Source organism: Cellulosimicrobium protaetiae (assembly GCF_009708005.2).
Classification (GTDB): Bacteria; Actinomycetota; Actinomycetes; order Actinomycetales; family Cellulomonadaceae; genus Cellulosimicrobium; species Cellulosimicrobium protaetiae.
In genome coordinates, this window is the sequence record NZ_CP052757.1 from 2,356,009 (window position 1) to 2,370,875 (window position 14,867).

Genomic DNA, 14,867 nt, shown 5'->3' on the forward strand with positions numbered 1-14,867 from the left:
TTGGAGGAATGCGACAGGTGTTCGAACCCGAGGATCGTGCGGACGTGCGATCGGAGTCCCGGCGCAGCCCGACGACGTCCCTGCGGGGGATCGTCGACCCCGCCGCCGCGCGGCGCGGGTTCGAGCTCGTGCGTGTCGAGCCGACGCCGGACCTCGCGGACCTCGTCGAGCGGCACTGGGTCGTGCGCTGGGACCTGCCGCCGGGGCAGTCGTTCACGCAGGTCCTGGTGCCCCACCCCGTCGCGAACGTGGTCGCCGAGGAGTCGGGCTACGTCGCGCACGGCATCCCGCCGGGTCTGTTCGAGCGCACCTTGACCGGCTCCGGCGCCGTCGTCGGCACCAAGCTGCGGCCCGGCGCGTTCCGGGTGCTGCTCGGGCACCCGGACGCCGTGCGCCCGGGGGCGCAGGTCCTCGCCGCCGCGTTCCTCGGCCCGACGGCGGAGCGCACCGGGGCGACCGCGCTCGGCCTCGCCCGTTCGGGCCGGGACGAGGACGCGGCGCGCGCCGTCGAGCCGCTCCTGCGCTCTCGGGCCGAGCGCGCCCGGACCGTCCGTGCCGAGCGCGACCTCGACCGCGTCGGGCGCGTGTTCGCGGCCCTCGTGGGCGGCGAGCTCGGACCAGGTGCAGGCGTCGGCGACCTCGCGGCGGTCGTCGGGACGTCGTCGCGCTCGCTCCAGCGCCTCTTCGCCGCGTACGTCGGCGTGAGCCCCAAGTGGGCCCTGCAGCGCCACCGCGTGCACCTCGCCGCCGACCTGCTCGCGGCCGACCCCGACCAGGACCTCGCGGCGCTCGCGACCGCCGTCGGCTACTACGACCAGGCGCACCTCGGCACCGACTTCGCCCGAGCGACCGGGGCCACGCCCGGCGCCTACGCGCGACGCTGCGCCGCGTCGCGCGCCGCGCTCGTCCCGGCGGCGTCGGGGCCGGCCCGGGGGTGACCGACGGCGCCGTCGAGCCATCCCCGGGGCACCGCCCGGGCGCATAGACTCGCTCCGTGGCAGGCCTGATTCGACGCGAGGACGTGGAAGCCGTCCGCGACCGCGCACGGATCGACGAGATCGTCTCCGCGCACGTCACCCTCAAGACCGCGGGCGTCGGCTCGCTCAAGGGTCTGTGCCCCTTCCACGACGAGCGGTCGCCGTCGTTCCACGTGCGTCCCGGGGTGGGGCGCTGGCACTGCTTCGGGTGCGGCGAGGGCGGCGACGTCATCTCGTTCGTGCAGAAGATCGACGGCCTGACGTTCGTCGAGGCCGTCGAGTACCTCGCCGACCGCGTCGGGATCCAGCTCCGCTACGAGGACTCGGGCGGACCCCAGCGCCCGCGCGAGGAGCCGGGGCGGCGCCAGCGGCTGCTCGAGGCGCACCGCGTCGCCGCGCAGTACTTCTCCGAGCAGCTCTTCGCGTCCGGCGCGCAGGCGGCCCGCGCGTTCCTCGCCGAGCGCAGCTTCGACCGCGCCGACGCCGAGCACTTCGGCGTCGGGTACGCGCCCACCGGCTGGGACAACCTGCAGCGGCACCTCCAGGGGCGCGGCTTCACCCAGCCCGAGCTCGTCGCGTCCGGGCTCATGAGCCAGGGCCAGCGCGGCATCTACGACCGGTTCCGCGGACGTCTCGTGTGGCCCATCCGCGACGTCACGGGCGAGATCGTCGGGTTCGGCGCGCGCCGCCTCTACGACGAGGACCAGGGGCCCAAGTACCTCAACACCCCGGAGACCTCGCTCTACAAGAAGTCCCACGTCCTCTACGGCATCGACCTCGCCAAGCGCGAGATCGCCAAGCAGAAGCGCGTCGTCGTCGTCGAGGGGTACACCGACGTCATGGCGGCGCACCTGTCCGGCGTGACGACCGCCGTCGCGACGTGCGGCACGGCGTTCGGCTCCGACCACGCGCGCATCGTGCGCCGCCTCCTCGGCGACACGACGGCCGGAGGCGGCATGCAGCTCGCGTCGGGCGCGTCCGTCGGGGGCGAGGTCGTGTTCACGTTCGACGGCGACGCCGCCGGGCAGAAGGCCGCCGTCCGCGCGTTCGGCGAGGACCAGCGCTTCTACGCCCAGACCTTCGTGGCCGTCGAGCCGAGCGGCATGGACCCGTGCGAGCTGCGCATGGCGCGCGGCCCCGACGCCGTGCGCGCGCTCGTCGACGGGCGCCAGCCCCTCTTCGAGTTCGTCATCCGCACGACCCTCGCGACGTTCGACCTCGACACCGCGGAGGGTCGCGTCGGCGCGCTGCGCGCCGCCGCCCCCGTCGTCGCGGGGATCCGCGACGCCGCGCTGCGCCCCGAGTACGCCCGCATGCTCGCGGGCTGGATCGGCATGGACGCCGAGCGCGTCCGGCGCGAGGTCGCCGCGGCTGCCAAGCGGGGCAGCGCTCCCGGGCCGGTCCGGTCGTCCAGGCCCGACGCCTCGCGCCCGGGCGGCGAGGGCACCGAGCCCGAGCCCACGGTCCCTGCGCTCCCCACGCCCGACCCCCGCGACCCGGTGGCGCGCCGCGAGCGCCTCGCGCTCGTCGCGGTCCTGCAGTACCCCCAGCACGTGCCGCCCGTGTTCGACGACCTCGGCGAGGACGCGTTCGCCGTCCCGGCGTGGCGCGCCGTCCACGCCGCGATCCGCGCCGCGGGCGGGGTGCGCGAGGGCGCGACGCTCGGCGCCGGGCACTGGGTCGAGGCCGTCGTCGAGCAGGCCGCCGAGCCGGTGCGCGGCCTCGTGACCGAGCTCGCCGTCGCACCCCTGCCGGAGGACCGGGAGAACGTCGTCGGAGGCTACGTCGCCGGGGTCGTGCGCGGCCTCGTCGACCTCGGGCTCACCCGCCGCGTCGCCGACGCGAAGAGCCGCCTCCAGCGCCTCGACCCCGCCGCGGACCTCGCCGCCTACCAGGAGGCGTTCGCCGCGCTCCTCGCCGTCGAGGCCGAGCGCCGGACTCTGCGCGAGGGCGAGATCGCCTGAGCCGTCCGCGAGGTCAGGTCGTCGCGTCCGCGGTCGCGGCGGCCGTCGCCGCCCGGCGGTCGCGCGCGGCCTGGCGGTCCGGCGGCATGAGGGCTGCGAGGATCACGAGGACGGCGGCGCTCGCGGTGAGCAGGACGAACACCACGTGGACCGCGGCCATGAGGCCCGGACCCTCGGGCGTGCCGTCGGGGCCGAGCGTCGTGCGGGCGTTGACGATCGCGCCGCAGACCGCGACGCCGACGGCCGAGCCGAGCGACCGCGCGAACATGTTGGTCCCCGTCACCGCGCCGCGCTCCGTGAACGCCGCCGACGACTGCGCGGCGATGAGCGTCGGGACGGCCGTGAGCCCCATCCCGACACCGACGACGAACGTCGTCGCGGCGACCGCCACGACGGGCGACGACGCGCCGAGCAGCAGCGTGAGCGCCGTTCCCGCGAGGACGAGCGTGGAACCGATGACGGCGGTCCAGCGGAAGCCGATCCGCAGGTAGAGGCGCCCGGCGTTCGAGGCCGAGACCGGCCAGCCGACCGTCATCGCCGCGAGCGCGAAGCCCGCGACGAGCGGACCGACGCCGAGGACGCCCTGCGCGTAGATCGGCACGTACGTGGACAGCGCGAGGACGATCACGCCGACGAGGAGCGAGACCGCCGTCGAGACGCCGACGACTCGCCGGCGCAGGATCGCGAGGTCGACCACGGGGTAGCGCGTGCGGCGCGCGTGCACGGCGAAGATGCCGAGCAGGAGGAGCGCGGCACCCAGGACGGCGACCGAAGCGGGGGAGGACCACGCCCACGTCGATCCGCCCTCGAGGAGGCCCAGGAGGAGCAGCGTGCTCCCGCCCGTGAGGAGGAGGGCGCCGAGGTAGTCGATCGGCTCGCGGGCACCCTCGCGCGGTGTCTCGTGGTACCGGCGGTGCAGCATCCACGCGGCCAGCGCGCACAGCGGCACGTTGACGAAGAAGATCCAGCGCCAGCTCACGAACTCGGAGAACCCGCCGCCCAGCGTGGGACCGACGACGGACGAGATCGCCCACACCGACGCGAGGTAGCCCTGAGCCTTCGCGCGCTCCTCGAGGGTGTAGATGTCCGCGGCGATCGTCTGCGAGACAGGCATGACCGCACCGGCTCCGAGGCCCTGGAGCACGCGCCCGGCGACGAGAGCGGGCATCGACCACGCGAACCCGCACAGCACCGACCCGAGGAAGAAGAGGGCGACCCCCGCCAGCACGAGGCGCTTGCGGCCGAGGACGTCGGACAGCCTGCCGAAGACCGGCGTCCCGACCGCCTGCGCGAGCAGGTAGCTCGAGAACAGCCAGGGGAGCTGCTCGAACCCGCCGAGCTCGCGCGCGATCGTCGCCGACGCCGTCGCGATGATCGTCGCGTCGAGCGCGACGAGGGCCGTGGACAGCATGAGGGCGAGGAGGACGGGGCCGCGCTCCGAGCGCAGGCCGATCCCGGCGGGGGCAGTCACGGTCTGCAACGGAACGGGGGTGGGATGCGGACTGACCTGGTGCAACGGAACGAGATGCAACGCTCGCGATTTCGCTAACCCCGGGACAGCGAACCCCCCTGGCCGAGGGGGCCACCCCCCACCCCCCGGGGGCCACGCGACCGATGGGAGGCGTACCTACGGAGTAGGTTCCGTAGGCGCAGAGAGGCTGGTCTTCGGCTCGATCACCTCGGCGGATTCCCACTTCTCCTCAAGGTACTCACGGACTGCTGCCGCGCCAGGCTCGGGTACCGGGACGATGACGGTGAAGTACTTGTGCAGACCATTCAGTGACGCGCCGATCATCGAAACGGAGTCGTCCTCGGCGAGAAGGTAGCGATCGTGGAACGCGGTTGGGGGTAGGCACCGGATCTCTAGATCCCGCCCGTCCTGCAGGGCCGCGCCGGCACCGAGCTCGAGGAGTGCTCGGTCCTTCGGTTTGCGGCACAGTAGGAGCCTCTTGATGGACGTGGAGCTCATCAGCCATGGAACGAGTTGGTCCTGAAAGTAAGGGTCGGCCAGCATCCCGGAACGTGCCTCTGCGATCGCGCCTGTGAGGCTGAACAGGTTCAGGGCGTCGTCCGGTGAGAGCACCGTCACGCTCTCCCCGTCTTGGTCCGGCTCTGCATCTGGCACGGCGAGAACCTTGACGATTGCCCTTCCGGCCGACGTGAGTCGGGGCGAGGTGATGCTGTGGTTGAGCCAGCCGACGTCCTGCATGTACTGAGCCGTTCCGCGGTCAAGCATGAACCCAAGCCTCGTTCGCAGGTACTCAGTCGAAGACATCGAGATCGTCGCGCTGGGCGGAGGTGACGATGCGAAGGCGTCGATGTCGTGGTCGGACAGGACGCCACCACCTCGATCGATGAGATCGACGTAGCGCAGCACACGCACCAAGTGATCAGGAATCAGAGCCGCGTCCATGCACGCAATTTAGCCTCCGGCCGATACAACCTCTGGGGTGGTTTCAGAACGGGACCGGCACGACCGTCCCGATTTCACCCGACGCACCCTCTTTCCCGTCACGGCCAGAGCACTACGTTGTGGCCAGCAACACCGGATCTCAGGAGAACCCATGCACGAGCAGCCAGTACCTGCGCCGCCCCCGCCTGCTGAGGGCATCGCTGAGCCCGAGGGTTCACCAGTTCCCACGCCCGCACGGCGCCCGGGTTGGGTGCTGCCAGTCGTCACCGGTGTGGTCGGCGTCGCCATCGGTGTGGTCGGGACACTCGGAGTGACGTCGGCGCAGCAGGCTGCCGACGAGCAAGCACAGGCGGACGCCGCTGCAGCAGCCGAGGAGGCTCAGCAGTCGGTCCTCAAAGACGCGATGGCCACGTGCGGAGTGAACGACGGTGAGCCGGGGATCCGGGTGGGGGACGCTGGCCGCACCCTGACCGTGGACCACAAGGGCGACGACGACTTCGAGGGGGCGTCGTCGGAAGACCTGTTCTGCATCGTCGGGGCGCTGGACACGCCTAGTTCGGTTACGTCGCACATGGAGCAGACGACATCGATGGATGGCCGGCAGACGGAGTCGTGGGACAACGTCACTGTCTCCTGGTCCTATCACCCGGACCGTGGCATGGACTCCGTGTTCACCGTCGAGTAGGCCCGGCCGCCCCTCGCCCCGATCCGCTCGAGGACGGCCCGTGGTCCGAGCGGCGCCCGCTGAACTACGACGACCCACCGCGCTCGTCCGTGAAGCCGTCTGGCGACCTGCCCGTGATCGTGCGCTTGCTCTGGGAGACGCACGAGGAGCTCCTGCCAGCGCGCGCGATCAAGCCGCCGACGCCGCCGTACAACCACCACGAGCTCATTGTCTGGCTGCGCGTCGAGGACGTGTTCCGCACGATCCCGCGGCGGCCACCAATGCGCTGGTGACCGCGCGGCCGACGGGCGCGGGTGTCGTCAAGGGGTGCCCATGGGGTGAAGTCTGCGACGGGCGGCTGACAGCGGCTCCTTAGTGGCTATGGTCCAACCATGGCTACGACACAGGGGTGGGACGCCGGTAGCGTCCCATGGTTGCGAACGCAGGGAAAGGATGCCAAGACGACCTGCCCGTTCTGCGGGCAGTCGACGGCGGTCCTTTCCTGGGGTGACATGCCCGACGACGACGGGCGCTTGCAGGTCTATTGCGACAGTGAGATGTGTGACGCCCGCGAGGTCGAGATCATCGTGACGCGGGACGGACATCAGGCGCGCGACCGCGCTGACGTTCGCGCGTTGGTGGCGATCGACGATGGGCCCGAGGGGGACCTGGCTCCGGGTTCGCCGGCGGATATCATCCGCCAACTCGACGAGCGCGGGAGTCCGGTGCCGCGCCGCAAGTCGGTCGCTCCGCTCCAACTGGACCTACGCGGTCTCGAGGATTGAACAAAGGCCCCACCGCTTCGGCGGTGGGGCCTTTGTTTCATTGGATGCGGGGTGAAATTGCCAGCGAGGCGCTGGCACTGGGAGGCAGGCGGTGGGACGATCGCCTTGTGGAGTACACCGTCGAAGTGGACTGCCCGACGTGTGGTGGCCCCGCTGTGGGCGCGATCGACCACATCAGCGCCTGGCCGGAGGACGCCCATCGCGTTGCAGTTCGCTGCCCCGAAGGGCATCGAGTAAGTGCCACCGATGCGCGGATGGCTCTCATCCGGTGCCCCGGATGTGGGATGGCGCTGGACTAGACCGGACCTGCTGGAACTCCGAGAAGGAGCCCGCGGTGACCCGCCCCTTGACCGGTCGCCCGATGCTATGCGCTTGTTCCGTTCACTGGATCCGGTCACTGCTCAGCCAGCACCTCCGCGCGGTCGCGCTGAATCTCCTCGACTGCATCTTGGAAGGCGACCCGAGCTTCATCGAACCGTGAATCTGCCTGTGTGCCAGAGGCCGCGGCCCGGGGGTTGTACTTGGAATTAGCCCACTCTCGGATGTCCATGACTGCCTCCCTGAGCTCACGGGTGCATCGAGGGTTCGCGGCGAGGATTTCTCCTGTGCCGAGCACGCGCCCGATGTCATGGAGTTCTTGCACGGAGCCGACCGCGTCGAGGAACGCGACAAAGTCGGCACGTAGTCGTTCCTCCTCGCGGTCGAGTGCGGCCACGCGGTGGTTGACGCTGGCGATGGCTCTAGCCCCAGCGGTCGCCCGGCGTTGCGAATTCCACGAGACAAGGGCGGCGGCGATGCTGGCGAGGGCTGCTATGACAGCAACGACCAATTGAACATCCATGACGCAGAACCTAGTGGACGCCCTGCGGGCGGCTCTCTCCCGGAGCCGGACCCCTCCCCAAACAACCCCCGATCCAATGCCCGGACTCGGAACCGGCCACGACCAGTAGCCCGCCCCGGTGTCGGGAGCGAGCTTCGCGTGGACCCTGGCGACGTCGTGCACTACGAGGCGAGGGTGCCGCGGCCGGTTCCGCGGACTGTGCCACCGGACCCCATCGGTTCACGGCTGAGGGGCAGGAGCGCCGTTGTGGAGAGCAGATGGGGTCCGCACTATGGACCCCATCGACCGCTCAGTCCCGCCAAGGGGGGCATAGTGTGCACACCCTTGGCGAGGCTCAGAGGTCGAGCTGCTGGCTGGTCATGCAGCGAGGCGAGACGACTTCTCGACGAGCTCCGCGGCCTGGACGAGAAACGCGGCGAACTCGCGTGCGTCCGCGGCAGCGTCGCCGCTTGCCTCGCCGCCGAGCGTCTCGTTGTACAGGTCGATCTGAATCCCGATCGGGTCCGACGTGACGTTGCCGGCGCGGTCCATTGCCTGGAACTGCTCGATCTCGATGCCGCCGCCGTCCGGCCAGCCGATGCGGTGCGAGACGATGCGGTTCCAGCCGTCGCCGCCGTCGGAGGACCACCCGTTGTCGGTGGTGGCCCACGCGGGGCGAGGAACGCCGATCGAAGGTGCGGTGGTGGTGCTGGACATGGTGGTGCTCCTCTCGTTGGTGCCGCCGTCGTTGGCGGTGATCTCAGGCTGCTGCGGCGCGTCGGCCACGGGAAGGTGCTCGATGATGTCGAGCACGTGAGGGGATTTCAGCCATGCGTCGTCGCCGTCCCACGAGACCGGGACCATGCCTGGGTACTCCGCGAGCAGGTCCGTCTCCACGGCCGTGTAGTCGACCGTCCCCGTGCGCCCGTTGTCGGTACGTCGGACGCGTGTCCCGGGCGCGAACGTCGCGGCGCTCACTGGACGCGCTCCGGGTACGTCAGGTGCGTTGTCACGACGGGCGTGATCCCCGGCGTCCACTTCACGTCGCACCTGGCCGTGCCGAGGGCGTCAGTGCCGCACGACATGCACGACGACTCGATCACGAGACCGAGCGCCGGCGAGCTGAGGATGAGCGTCCCGTCCGCGGGTGCTCCGCACGAGCACCGGGGATCGGTAGGGTTGTGCCTCACGGTCTGCACCTCTCACTAGGTGCCCGACCGAGGGCCAGGTTCGCGGTTGCCGCCGCTGCCTGGCCCGACCTGTCTGCGGTCGGGCTCTGGGGGAGGCCAGTTGCCAACACGTTGCCATGCGCAACGCGAAAGGCCCCTGACCCGGGTTACTTCCCAGGTCAGGGGCCTTCTCTACGTGCTCCCGCGGTAGGACTTGAACCTACGACCGTCCGATTAACAGTCGGATGCTCTGCCAGCTGAGCTACGCGGGATCGTTCGTGGCTTCCGCGGTCTTCACCGTGGCGGCCGGGGAAAACTCTAGCAGGCTCAGAGGGGTAGTCCGGACGCCGAGCGGACCCGGCCCTCCGCCGCGTCGACGCGGCCCGCGACCTCCGGGTCGTCGAGGTCGACGCCCGGGTCGGCGACGACCTGCGAGAAGAGCTCGCCGTCGCCGTCCCGGCGCACGGCGACCCGGGCGGTGAGCCCTGCGGCGAACGTCACGGTCTCCGAGAGCACGACCGACGACTGGACGCGTTCGCGCAGCGTCTGGGCGAGCGACGACCGGCGCGGGTCGGCGAGCCGCAGGACCAGGGGAGCCGCGCCGTCGACCCACGAGACCGTGATCGCCGCTGTCTCGGGCGCGTACCCCGCCCGGTCCACGTCCGACCACGGGCGTCGCGCGACCGTCCCGCCCGCGGCGTCGCTCGTGAGGAGCTCGGTGCGTGTCGCGACGGCCCACGAGCCGTCGGTCAGCTCGGCCGAGGCGAGCACGCGGTCGTCCGCCGGGACGTCGAGAGCGCGGCGCACGGAGTCGGGCAGGCTGGGACGGCGGAACCAGGACACGTCCCCCACCGTAGCGGCTCCGGCTCCGCGTACCGGACGAGCGGTATGCTCGCCCGCGCGCCCCGTTAGCTCAGCTGGTCAGAGCAGGAGACTCATAATCTCTCGGTCGCGGGTTCAAGTCCTGCACGGGGCACCAACCGGACGACGGTCGGCGCTGCGGATGCGGTGTGCCCGTCGCACGGGTGTCATGACGACATGACGATCCGGATCAAGCGCGTCTACGAGCCGGCCGACGAGGGTGACGGGTTCCGCGTGCTCGTCGACCGGCTGTGGCCGCGCGGCGAGACCAAGGAGAAGGCGCGCGTGGACCTCTGGCTCAAGGAGGTCGCGCCGTCCACGGAGCTGCGCCGCTGGTTCCACCACGAGGAGAGGCTGTTCGACGACTTCGCCGAGCGGTACCGGGCCGAGCTCGACGCGAACGGCGAGGCGGTGGGAGAGCTGCGGGCCGTCGTCGGGCGGCATCCCGTCGTGACGCTCCTGTTCGGGGCGAAGGACGAGCAGCACAACCAGGCGGTCGTGCTGCGCGACTACCTGGCCGCGACCGCCTCGTCCTGACGAGCGAGGGCCCGCCGGCCCGGTGGTCCCGGGTCGCGCCGCAGGTCGCGGTCGAGCGCACGGCGCAGGCGTGGGCCGAGCGGGCGCTCGACCGCACGGTGGATCGCCCACGCGAGCGCGAGGCACGCGACGGCGGCCACGGCGAGCGTCGCCGCGCGCGACAGGTACGGGTGCACGGACTCGATCACCCAGCGCCCCCACGACGAGTGCACGAGGTAGAGCGGGTACGTCAGGGCGCCGAGCGCGGTGAGCCAGCCCCAGGAGATCCGGGCGAGCGGGGTGAGGGTCGCGGCCGCGACGACGGCGAAGCAGAGGACGATCGCGACCCACCAGACGGCGGGGGAGACGACGACGTCGGTGCTGTTCTCGACGCGGGCAGCCTGGATCCGGCCCGAGACGGCGGCCGCGAGCACGACGTCGAGGGCGAGCGCGAGCCAGAGGACGGGCGAGCGGCGGTCCCGGGTGAGCAGGTAGAGCACCATCCCGCCGGCGAAGAGCGGTGCGTCGGGCGCGACGAGCACCGTCGCGACGAGCTCGGAGCCGGTCTGGGTGGCGATCGCGCCCGCGACGGGCCACAGCACGACGAACGCCACCACCCGGGCCCGGGTGAGCCCGACCGCGACGAGGAGCCCGACGAGGACGTAGAACCGCAGCTCCGACCAGAGCGTCCAGTAGACGGCCTCGAGGTCGGGTATCCCGAACGCGCGCTGGACCATGGTGAGGTTGGCCGCCGCCTGCGGGAGGTCGACGTCGCGCCGGCCCGGGATCACGAGGACGAGCAGGACGAGCGTGAGGATCACGGCGGCCCAGTAGGCAGGGAACAGCCGACCGGCGCGCGAGGCGACGAAGCCGCGCACGTCGCGACCCCACGCCGTCATGAGGATGACGAAGCCGCTGACCACGAAGAAGAGCTGGACGCCGAACGAGCCGTAGGCGGCGACGCCCTGCGCGCCGGGCAGGGAGTCGCTCGTCCGCTCGCCCCACGCGTGGTGGTTGACGGCGACGAAGTGGTAGACGAGCACCGCTGCTGCGGCGGCGAACCGGAGTCCGTCGAGGACGGCGAGGCGCGGGGTCGTCGAGGGCATCCGGGGCACGTTACCAAACCGTGATCTGGTCGACCTGGGGGTGCCGTTCGGCGTGCGTGCGGGGCGCAGGGCTGCCACCGTGTCCGGGCCGGAGAACCCGGCGACGCTGGGGGCGGCGTCTCGACGACCCGAGGAGGTCCTGTGGCACCGAGCATCAGCTCGACCGGCAAGGCGGCAGCACGAGGAGCACGAGGCAGCAGGACGCTCGAGCTGCTGGCCCGCGCGGGATACGCCGTCAGCGGTCTGCTCCACCTCGTCGTCGGGGTCCTCGCCGTGCAGGTGGCGACCGGATCGACGTCGAGCGAGCAGGCGGACCAGACCGGCGCGCTCACCGCCATCGCGCAGACGCCGGGCGGGACCGTCCTGCTCTGGTTCGCGGTCGTGGCGTTCGCCGCGCTCGCGCTGTGGCAGCTCACGGTGGCGCTGAGCGGTGCGGCCGAGACGTCCGACCGGCTCAAGGCCGCCGGCAAGGCGGTCCTGTACCTCGCGCTCGGCGTGCTCGCCGTGCAGGTCGTGAACGGGTCCGCGGGTGGCTCCGGCCAGGAGGAGGGCATGACGGCGACCCTCATGCAGAAGCCGGGCGGTGTGCTCCTCGTGGGTGCCGTCGGCGTCGGGATCGTCGCCGCCGGCGTCTACCACGTGGTCAAGGGCTGGCGGAAGAAGTTCCTCGAGGACCTGAAGGGCGGCACGGGCGGTCACGTGGGGCGCGCCGTCGTGACGCTGGGCCGGGTGGGCTACGTCGCCAAGGGCGTCGCGCTCGGGGTGCTCGGCGCGCTCTTCGTCGTGGCCGCCGTGCAGCACGACCCGGAGCAGGCGGGCGGGCTCGACGCCGCGTTCGCGACCCTCGCCGCCCAGCCGTTCGGCGCGGTGCTGCTCGTCGCGATCGGGCTCGGGTTCGCCGCGTACGGGCTCTACTCCTTCGCCCGCGCCCGGTACGCCCGCATGTGACGCGGTGGGCAGGCGCGCCGGCCAGGGAGCCGGCCGCCTGCCCTCGCGCGCATGGAAGAATGGCGGCCATGGCGATGAGAGAGATCCGGACCATCCCGGACCCCGTGCTCCGCACCCCCTGCGACGAGATCACCACCATCGACGACCGCGTGCGCTCGCTCGTGGCAGACCTCGTCGAGACCGTCGACCACGAGGGACGCGCGGGCCTCGCCGCCAACCAGATCGGCGTCAACCTCCGGGCGTTCTCCTGGAACATCGACGACGAGATCGGGTACGTGCTCAACCCGCGCATCGTCGAGCTCTCCGACGACTACCAGGACGGCGACGAGGGCTGCCTCTCGGTCCCCAACCTCTGGTACCCGACGCGCCGCGCCTGGTACGCGCGCGTCGTGGGGACGGACCTCGACGGCAACGAGGTCGTCGTCGAGGGCACCGAGCTCATGGCCCGCTGCCTCCAGCACGAGTGCGACCACCTGGACGGCATGCTCTACCTCGACCGTCTCGACCGCTCCGTGCGCAAGAAGGCGATGCGGGAGCTGCGCGCCCACCTGTGACGACGCGCGTCGTCCGACCGCGGCCGGGCGCGCCCGGCGAATCTCTCGCGCGAACGCGCGATGTCGTGCAAGATGGGCACGAGACACGCCGCGACGTACCTGTGACGTGCTGTGACACCACCCTCGGTGAGGACGTTGGGGAAGACGCAACCTCGACCTAGGGAGGCAGACATGGCCGGTGCCATCACCCGCGGTGTTCTTTACGTGCACTCAGCACCCCGTGCTCTGTGCCCGCACATGGAGTGGGCCGCGGGCAACGTCCTCGGTGTGCGCGTCTCGCTCGACTGGACCGAGCAGCCCGCCGCGCGCGGCCTCTACCGGGCCGAGCACTCCTGGCAGGGCCCGCAGGGGACGGGCGCCAAGCTCGCCTCCGCGCTGCGCGGCTGGTCCCACCTGCGCTACGAGGTGACCGAGGAGCCCAGCCACGGCGTCGACGGCGGCCGCTGGTCCCACACCCCTGACCTCGGCATCTTCTACGCCCAGACCGACGTGCACGGCAACATCGTCGTCCCCGAGGACCGCATCCGCGCCGCCCTGGACCAGGTGAGCGAGCCGTGGGCCATGCGCGACGCGCTGCACCTCGCGCTCGGCAAGGCGTGGGACGACGAGCTCGAGCCGTTCCGCTACGCCGGGGCCGGCGCACCCGTGCGCTGGCTGCACCGGGTCGGCTGACCGGGCGGTCCGACGGCGCGGCCCAGCCCCTGCGCCTCACCGGCACGGCCGACCCGGGTCGGCCGCGAGCGGCACGAAGGCCGCCTCCTCGTACGAGGAGGCGGCCTTCGCCGTCATGGGTGGTGCTGCGCCGCGGTCAGACGCTCGCGACCGCGAGGGCCACGTTGTGGCCGCCGAAGCCGAACGAGTTGTTCACCGCGACGATGTCGCCCGCGGGCAGCGGGGCCGGGGTGTCGCGCACGAGCGGGACCTGGAGCTCGGGGTCCGGGTTCGCGACGTTGATCGTCGGGGGAGCGATGCGCTCGGCGACCGCCTTGATCGTGAAGATCGACTCGAGAGCGCCCGCGCCGCCGAGGAGGTGACCGGTCATCGACTTGGTGGCCGAGAGGAGCACGTGGTCGGTGTCGGAGCCCAGGAGAGAGCGGATCGACCGGGTCTCGGTGAGGTCGCCCACCTTGGTCGAGGTCGCGTGCGCGTTGACGTGCACGACGTCGCGGCCCGTCACCCCGGCCTCCTCGATCGCCCGGCGCATCGCGGCGACCTGCCCGCGGCCGTCCGGGTCCGGGGACGTGATGTGGTACGCGTCCGCGGACAGGCCGACGCCGGCTAGCCGCGCGTACACGCGGGCGCCGCGCGCGGCGGCGTGCTCGGCGCTCTCCAGGACGACGACGCCCGAGCCCTCGCCGATGACGAAGCCGTCGCGGTCGACGTCGTAGGGGCGTGAGGCGCCCTGCGGGTCGTCGTTGCGCAGCGAGAGCGTGCGCGACGCGGCGAAGGCCGCGATCGGCATGGGGTGGATCGTCGCCTCGGTCCCGCCCGCGACGACGATGTCCGCGCGGCCCGCGCGGATCATGTCGACGCCGTAGCCGATCGCCTCGGCGCCGGACGCGCAGGCCGAGACGAGCGCGTGGGCTCCGGCGCGGGCGCCGAGCTCGAGCGACACGTACGCGGTGGGGGAGTTGGGCATGAGCATGGGCACGGTCATCGGCAGCATGCGGCGCGCGCCGCGCTCGCGCAGCGTGTCCCAGCCGTCGAGCGTGGTCCAGATACCGCCGATCCCGGACGACACGACGGTGCCGAGCCGGTCGCCGTCGACCTCGGGGCTGCCCGCGTCGGCCCACGCCTCGCGCGCCGCGATGATGGCGTACTGCGTCGAGGGGTCCATGCGCTTGATCTCGGGTCGCGCCAGGACCTCGGCGGGGTCCACCTTGAGGGTCGCGGCGAACGTCACCGGGATCTCGTAGCGCTCCGCCCAGTCGTTCTCGAGGGTGCGTGCGCCGGACTCGCCGGCGAGCGCCGCGGCCCAGGTCGAGGGCACGTCGCCGCCGAGCGGCGTGGTGGCGCCGAGGCCGGTGACGACGACTTCAGTAGCGGCGGACATGGTGCTCCTCGGGTGGGGTTCTGGGGCGGGAGGACGG

At 71.9% G+C, this 14,867-nt stretch carries 17 protein-coding genes and 2 tRNA genes; 10 read left to right on the top strand and 9 right to left on the bottom strand.

Annotation, left to right across the window (positions count from 1 at the left end):
- Window positions 1-44: 44 nt before the first annotated feature.
- A complete protein-coding gene (locus FIC82_RS09905) occupies window positions 45-938 on the top strand; it encodes an AraC family transcriptional regulator (protein ID WP_154798439.1) in 894 nt (297 codons plus the stop codon).
- 56 nt (window positions 939-994) lie between these two features.
- Entirely contained in the window at window positions 995-2,941 is a 1,947-nt protein-coding gene (dnaG, locus tag FIC82_RS09910) for a DNA primase (RefSeq protein WP_168731699.1), read from the top strand.
- Between the two features lie 13 nt (window positions 2,942-2,954).
- On the opposite strand, the gene FIC82_RS09915 is transcribed toward dnaG, so the two are convergent.
- Complete coding sequence (locus tag FIC82_RS09915; protein WP_472843487.1) at window positions 2,955-4,421, bottom strand: MDR family MFS transporter; 1,467 nt, start codon at window positions 4,419-4,421, stop codon at window positions 2,955-2,957.
- Between the two features lie 147 nt (window positions 4,422-4,568).
- A complete protein-coding gene (locus tag FIC82_RS09920; RefSeq protein WP_154798440.1) occupies window positions 4,569-5,354 on the bottom strand; it encodes a hypothetical protein in 786 nt (261 codons plus the stop codon).
- Window positions 5,355-5,505: 151 nt separating this feature from the next.
- Here FIC82_RS09920 and FIC82_RS09925 point away from each other — a divergent pair, with 151 nt between their 5' ends.
- The 3 genes from FIC82_RS09925 (at window position 5,506) to FIC82_RS09935 (ending at window position 6,803) form a co-directional block, all read left to right on the top strand.
- Window positions 5,506-6,039 (top strand): hypothetical protein, encoded by a 534-nt coding sequence (locus FIC82_RS09925; RefSeq protein WP_154798441.1) that lies wholly within the window; start codon window positions 5,506-5,508, stop codon window positions 6,037-6,039.
- A gap of 89 nt (window positions 6,040-6,128) precedes the next feature.
- Entirely contained in the window at window positions 6,129-6,311 is a 183-nt protein-coding gene (locus FIC82_RS09930; RefSeq protein ID WP_168731700.1) for a hypothetical protein, read from the top strand.
- Window positions 6,312-6,530: 219 nt separating this feature from the next.
- On the top strand, window positions 6,531-6,803 hold the full coding sequence (locus FIC82_RS09935) for a hypothetical protein (RefSeq protein ID WP_154798442.1): 273 nt from the start codon (window positions 6,531-6,533) through the stop codon (window positions 6,801-6,803).
- Window positions 6,804-7,197: 394 nt separating this feature from the next.
- Here FIC82_RS09935 and FIC82_RS09940 read toward each other — a convergent pair whose 3' ends face one another.
- The 5 genes from FIC82_RS09940 to FIC82_RS09960 form a co-directional block, all read right to left on the bottom strand.
- Window positions 7,198-7,806: a hypothetical protein gene (locus FIC82_RS09940; RefSeq protein ID WP_154798443.1), complete on the bottom strand. Its 609-nt coding sequence runs from the start codon at window positions 7,804-7,806 to the stop codon at window positions 7,198-7,200.
- 195 nt (window positions 7,807-8,001) lie between these two features.
- A complete protein-coding gene (locus tag FIC82_RS09945) occupies window positions 8,002-8,520 on the bottom strand; it encodes a hypothetical protein (protein WP_154798444.1) in 519 nt (172 codons plus the stop codon).
- Between the two features lie 77 nt (window positions 8,521-8,597).
- The gene (locus FIC82_RS09950) at window positions 8,598-8,813 is read right to left on the bottom strand and encodes a hypothetical protein (protein WP_154798445.1); all 216 of its coding nucleotides are present in this window, start codon (window positions 8,811-8,813) and stop codon (window positions 8,598-8,600) included.
- A 178-nt stretch (window positions 8,814-8,991) separates the two neighbouring features.
- Window positions 8,992-9,064, bottom strand: a tRNA-Asn gene (locus FIC82_RS09955).
- 55 nt (window positions 9,065-9,119) lie between these two features.
- Window positions 9,120-9,635 (bottom strand): hypothetical protein, encoded by a 516-nt coding sequence (locus FIC82_RS09960; protein ID WP_168731701.1) that lies wholly within the window; start codon window positions 9,633-9,635, stop codon window positions 9,120-9,122.
- 59 nt (window positions 9,636-9,694) lie between these two features.
- On the opposite strand from FIC82_RS09960, the gene FIC82_RS09965 reads away from it, so the two are divergent.
- Window positions 9,695-9,771, top strand: a tRNA-Ile gene (locus FIC82_RS09965).
- Window positions 9,772-9,830: 59 nt separating this feature from the next.
- Entirely contained in the window at window positions 9,831-10,190 is a 360-nt protein-coding gene (locus tag FIC82_RS09970) for a DUF488 domain-containing protein (protein ID WP_154798446.1), read from the top strand.
- On the opposite strand, the gene FIC82_RS09975 is transcribed toward FIC82_RS09970, so the two are convergent.
- Entirely contained in the window at window positions 10,163-11,275 is a 1,113-nt protein-coding gene (locus FIC82_RS09975) for an acyltransferase family protein (protein ID WP_154798447.1), read from the bottom strand. The genes FIC82_RS09970 and FIC82_RS09975 overlap by 28 nt on opposite strands.
- 141 nt (window positions 11,276-11,416) lie before the next feature.
- Here FIC82_RS09975 and FIC82_RS09980 point away from each other — a divergent pair, with 141 nt between their 5' ends.
- From FIC82_RS09980 to FIC82_RS09990, 3 genes are all read left to right on the top strand, one after another.
- Window positions 11,417-12,223 carry a DUF1206 domain-containing protein gene (locus FIC82_RS09980; protein ID WP_253691019.1) on the top strand — a complete coding sequence of 269 codons (807 nt, stop codon included), beginning with the start codon at window positions 11,417-11,419 and terminating at the stop codon, window positions 12,221-12,223.
- Window positions 12,224-12,291: 68 nt separating this feature from the next.
- Window positions 12,292-12,777 (top strand): peptide deformylase, encoded by a 486-nt coding sequence (def, locus tag FIC82_RS09985; RefSeq protein ID WP_047233027.1) that lies wholly within the window; start codon window positions 12,292-12,294, stop codon window positions 12,775-12,777.
- 171 nt (window positions 12,778-12,948) lie between these two features.
- Window positions 12,949-13,449 carry a DUF3145 domain-containing protein gene (locus tag FIC82_RS09990; RefSeq protein WP_154798448.1) on the top strand — a complete coding sequence of 167 codons (501 nt, stop codon included), beginning with the start codon at window positions 12,949-12,951 and terminating at the stop codon, window positions 13,447-13,449.
- Between the two features lie 136 nt (window positions 13,450-13,585).
- Here FIC82_RS09990 and FIC82_RS09995 read toward each other — a convergent pair whose 3' ends face one another.
- Complete coding sequence (locus FIC82_RS09995) at window positions 13,586-14,830, bottom strand: beta-ketoacyl-[acyl-carrier-protein] synthase family protein (RefSeq protein WP_154798449.1); 1,245 nt, start codon at window positions 14,828-14,830, stop codon at window positions 13,586-13,588.
- Between the last annotated feature and the right edge of the window lie 37 nt (window positions 14,831-14,867).

Excerpts from the sequence above, each read along its gene's own strand:
- FIC82_RS09920 (WP_154798440.1), bottom strand. The coding sequence starts at position 5,354 with ATGGACGCGGCTCTGATTCCTGATCACTTGGTGCGTGTGCTGCGCTAC.
- FIC82_RS09925 (WP_154798441.1), top strand. The coding sequence starts at position 5,506 with ATGCACGAGCAGCCAGTACCTGCGCCGCCCCCGCCTGCTGAGGGCATC.
- FIC82_RS09935 (WP_154798442.1), top strand. The coding sequence starts at position 6,531 with ATGCCCGACGACGACGGGCGCTTGCAGGTCTATTGCGACAGTGAGATG.
- FIC82_RS09970 (WP_154798446.1), top strand. The coding sequence starts at position 9,831 with ATGACGATCCGGATCAAGCGCGTCTACGAGCCGGCCGACGAGGGTGAC.
- FIC82_RS09975 (WP_154798447.1), bottom strand. The coding sequence starts at position 11,275 with ATGCCCTCGACGACCCCGCGCCTCGCCGTCCTCGACGGACTCCGGTTC.
- def (WP_047233027.1), top strand. The coding sequence starts at position 12,292 with ATGGCGATGAGAGAGATCCGGACCATCCCGGACCCCGTGCTCCGCACC.
- FIC82_RS09990 (WP_154798448.1), top strand. The coding sequence starts at position 12,949 with ATGGCCGGTGCCATCACCCGCGGTGTTCTTTACGTGCACTCAGCACCC.
- FIC82_RS09995 (WP_154798449.1), bottom strand. The coding sequence starts at position 14,830 with ATGTCCGCCGCTACTGAAGTCGTCGTCACCGGCCTCGGCGCCACCACG.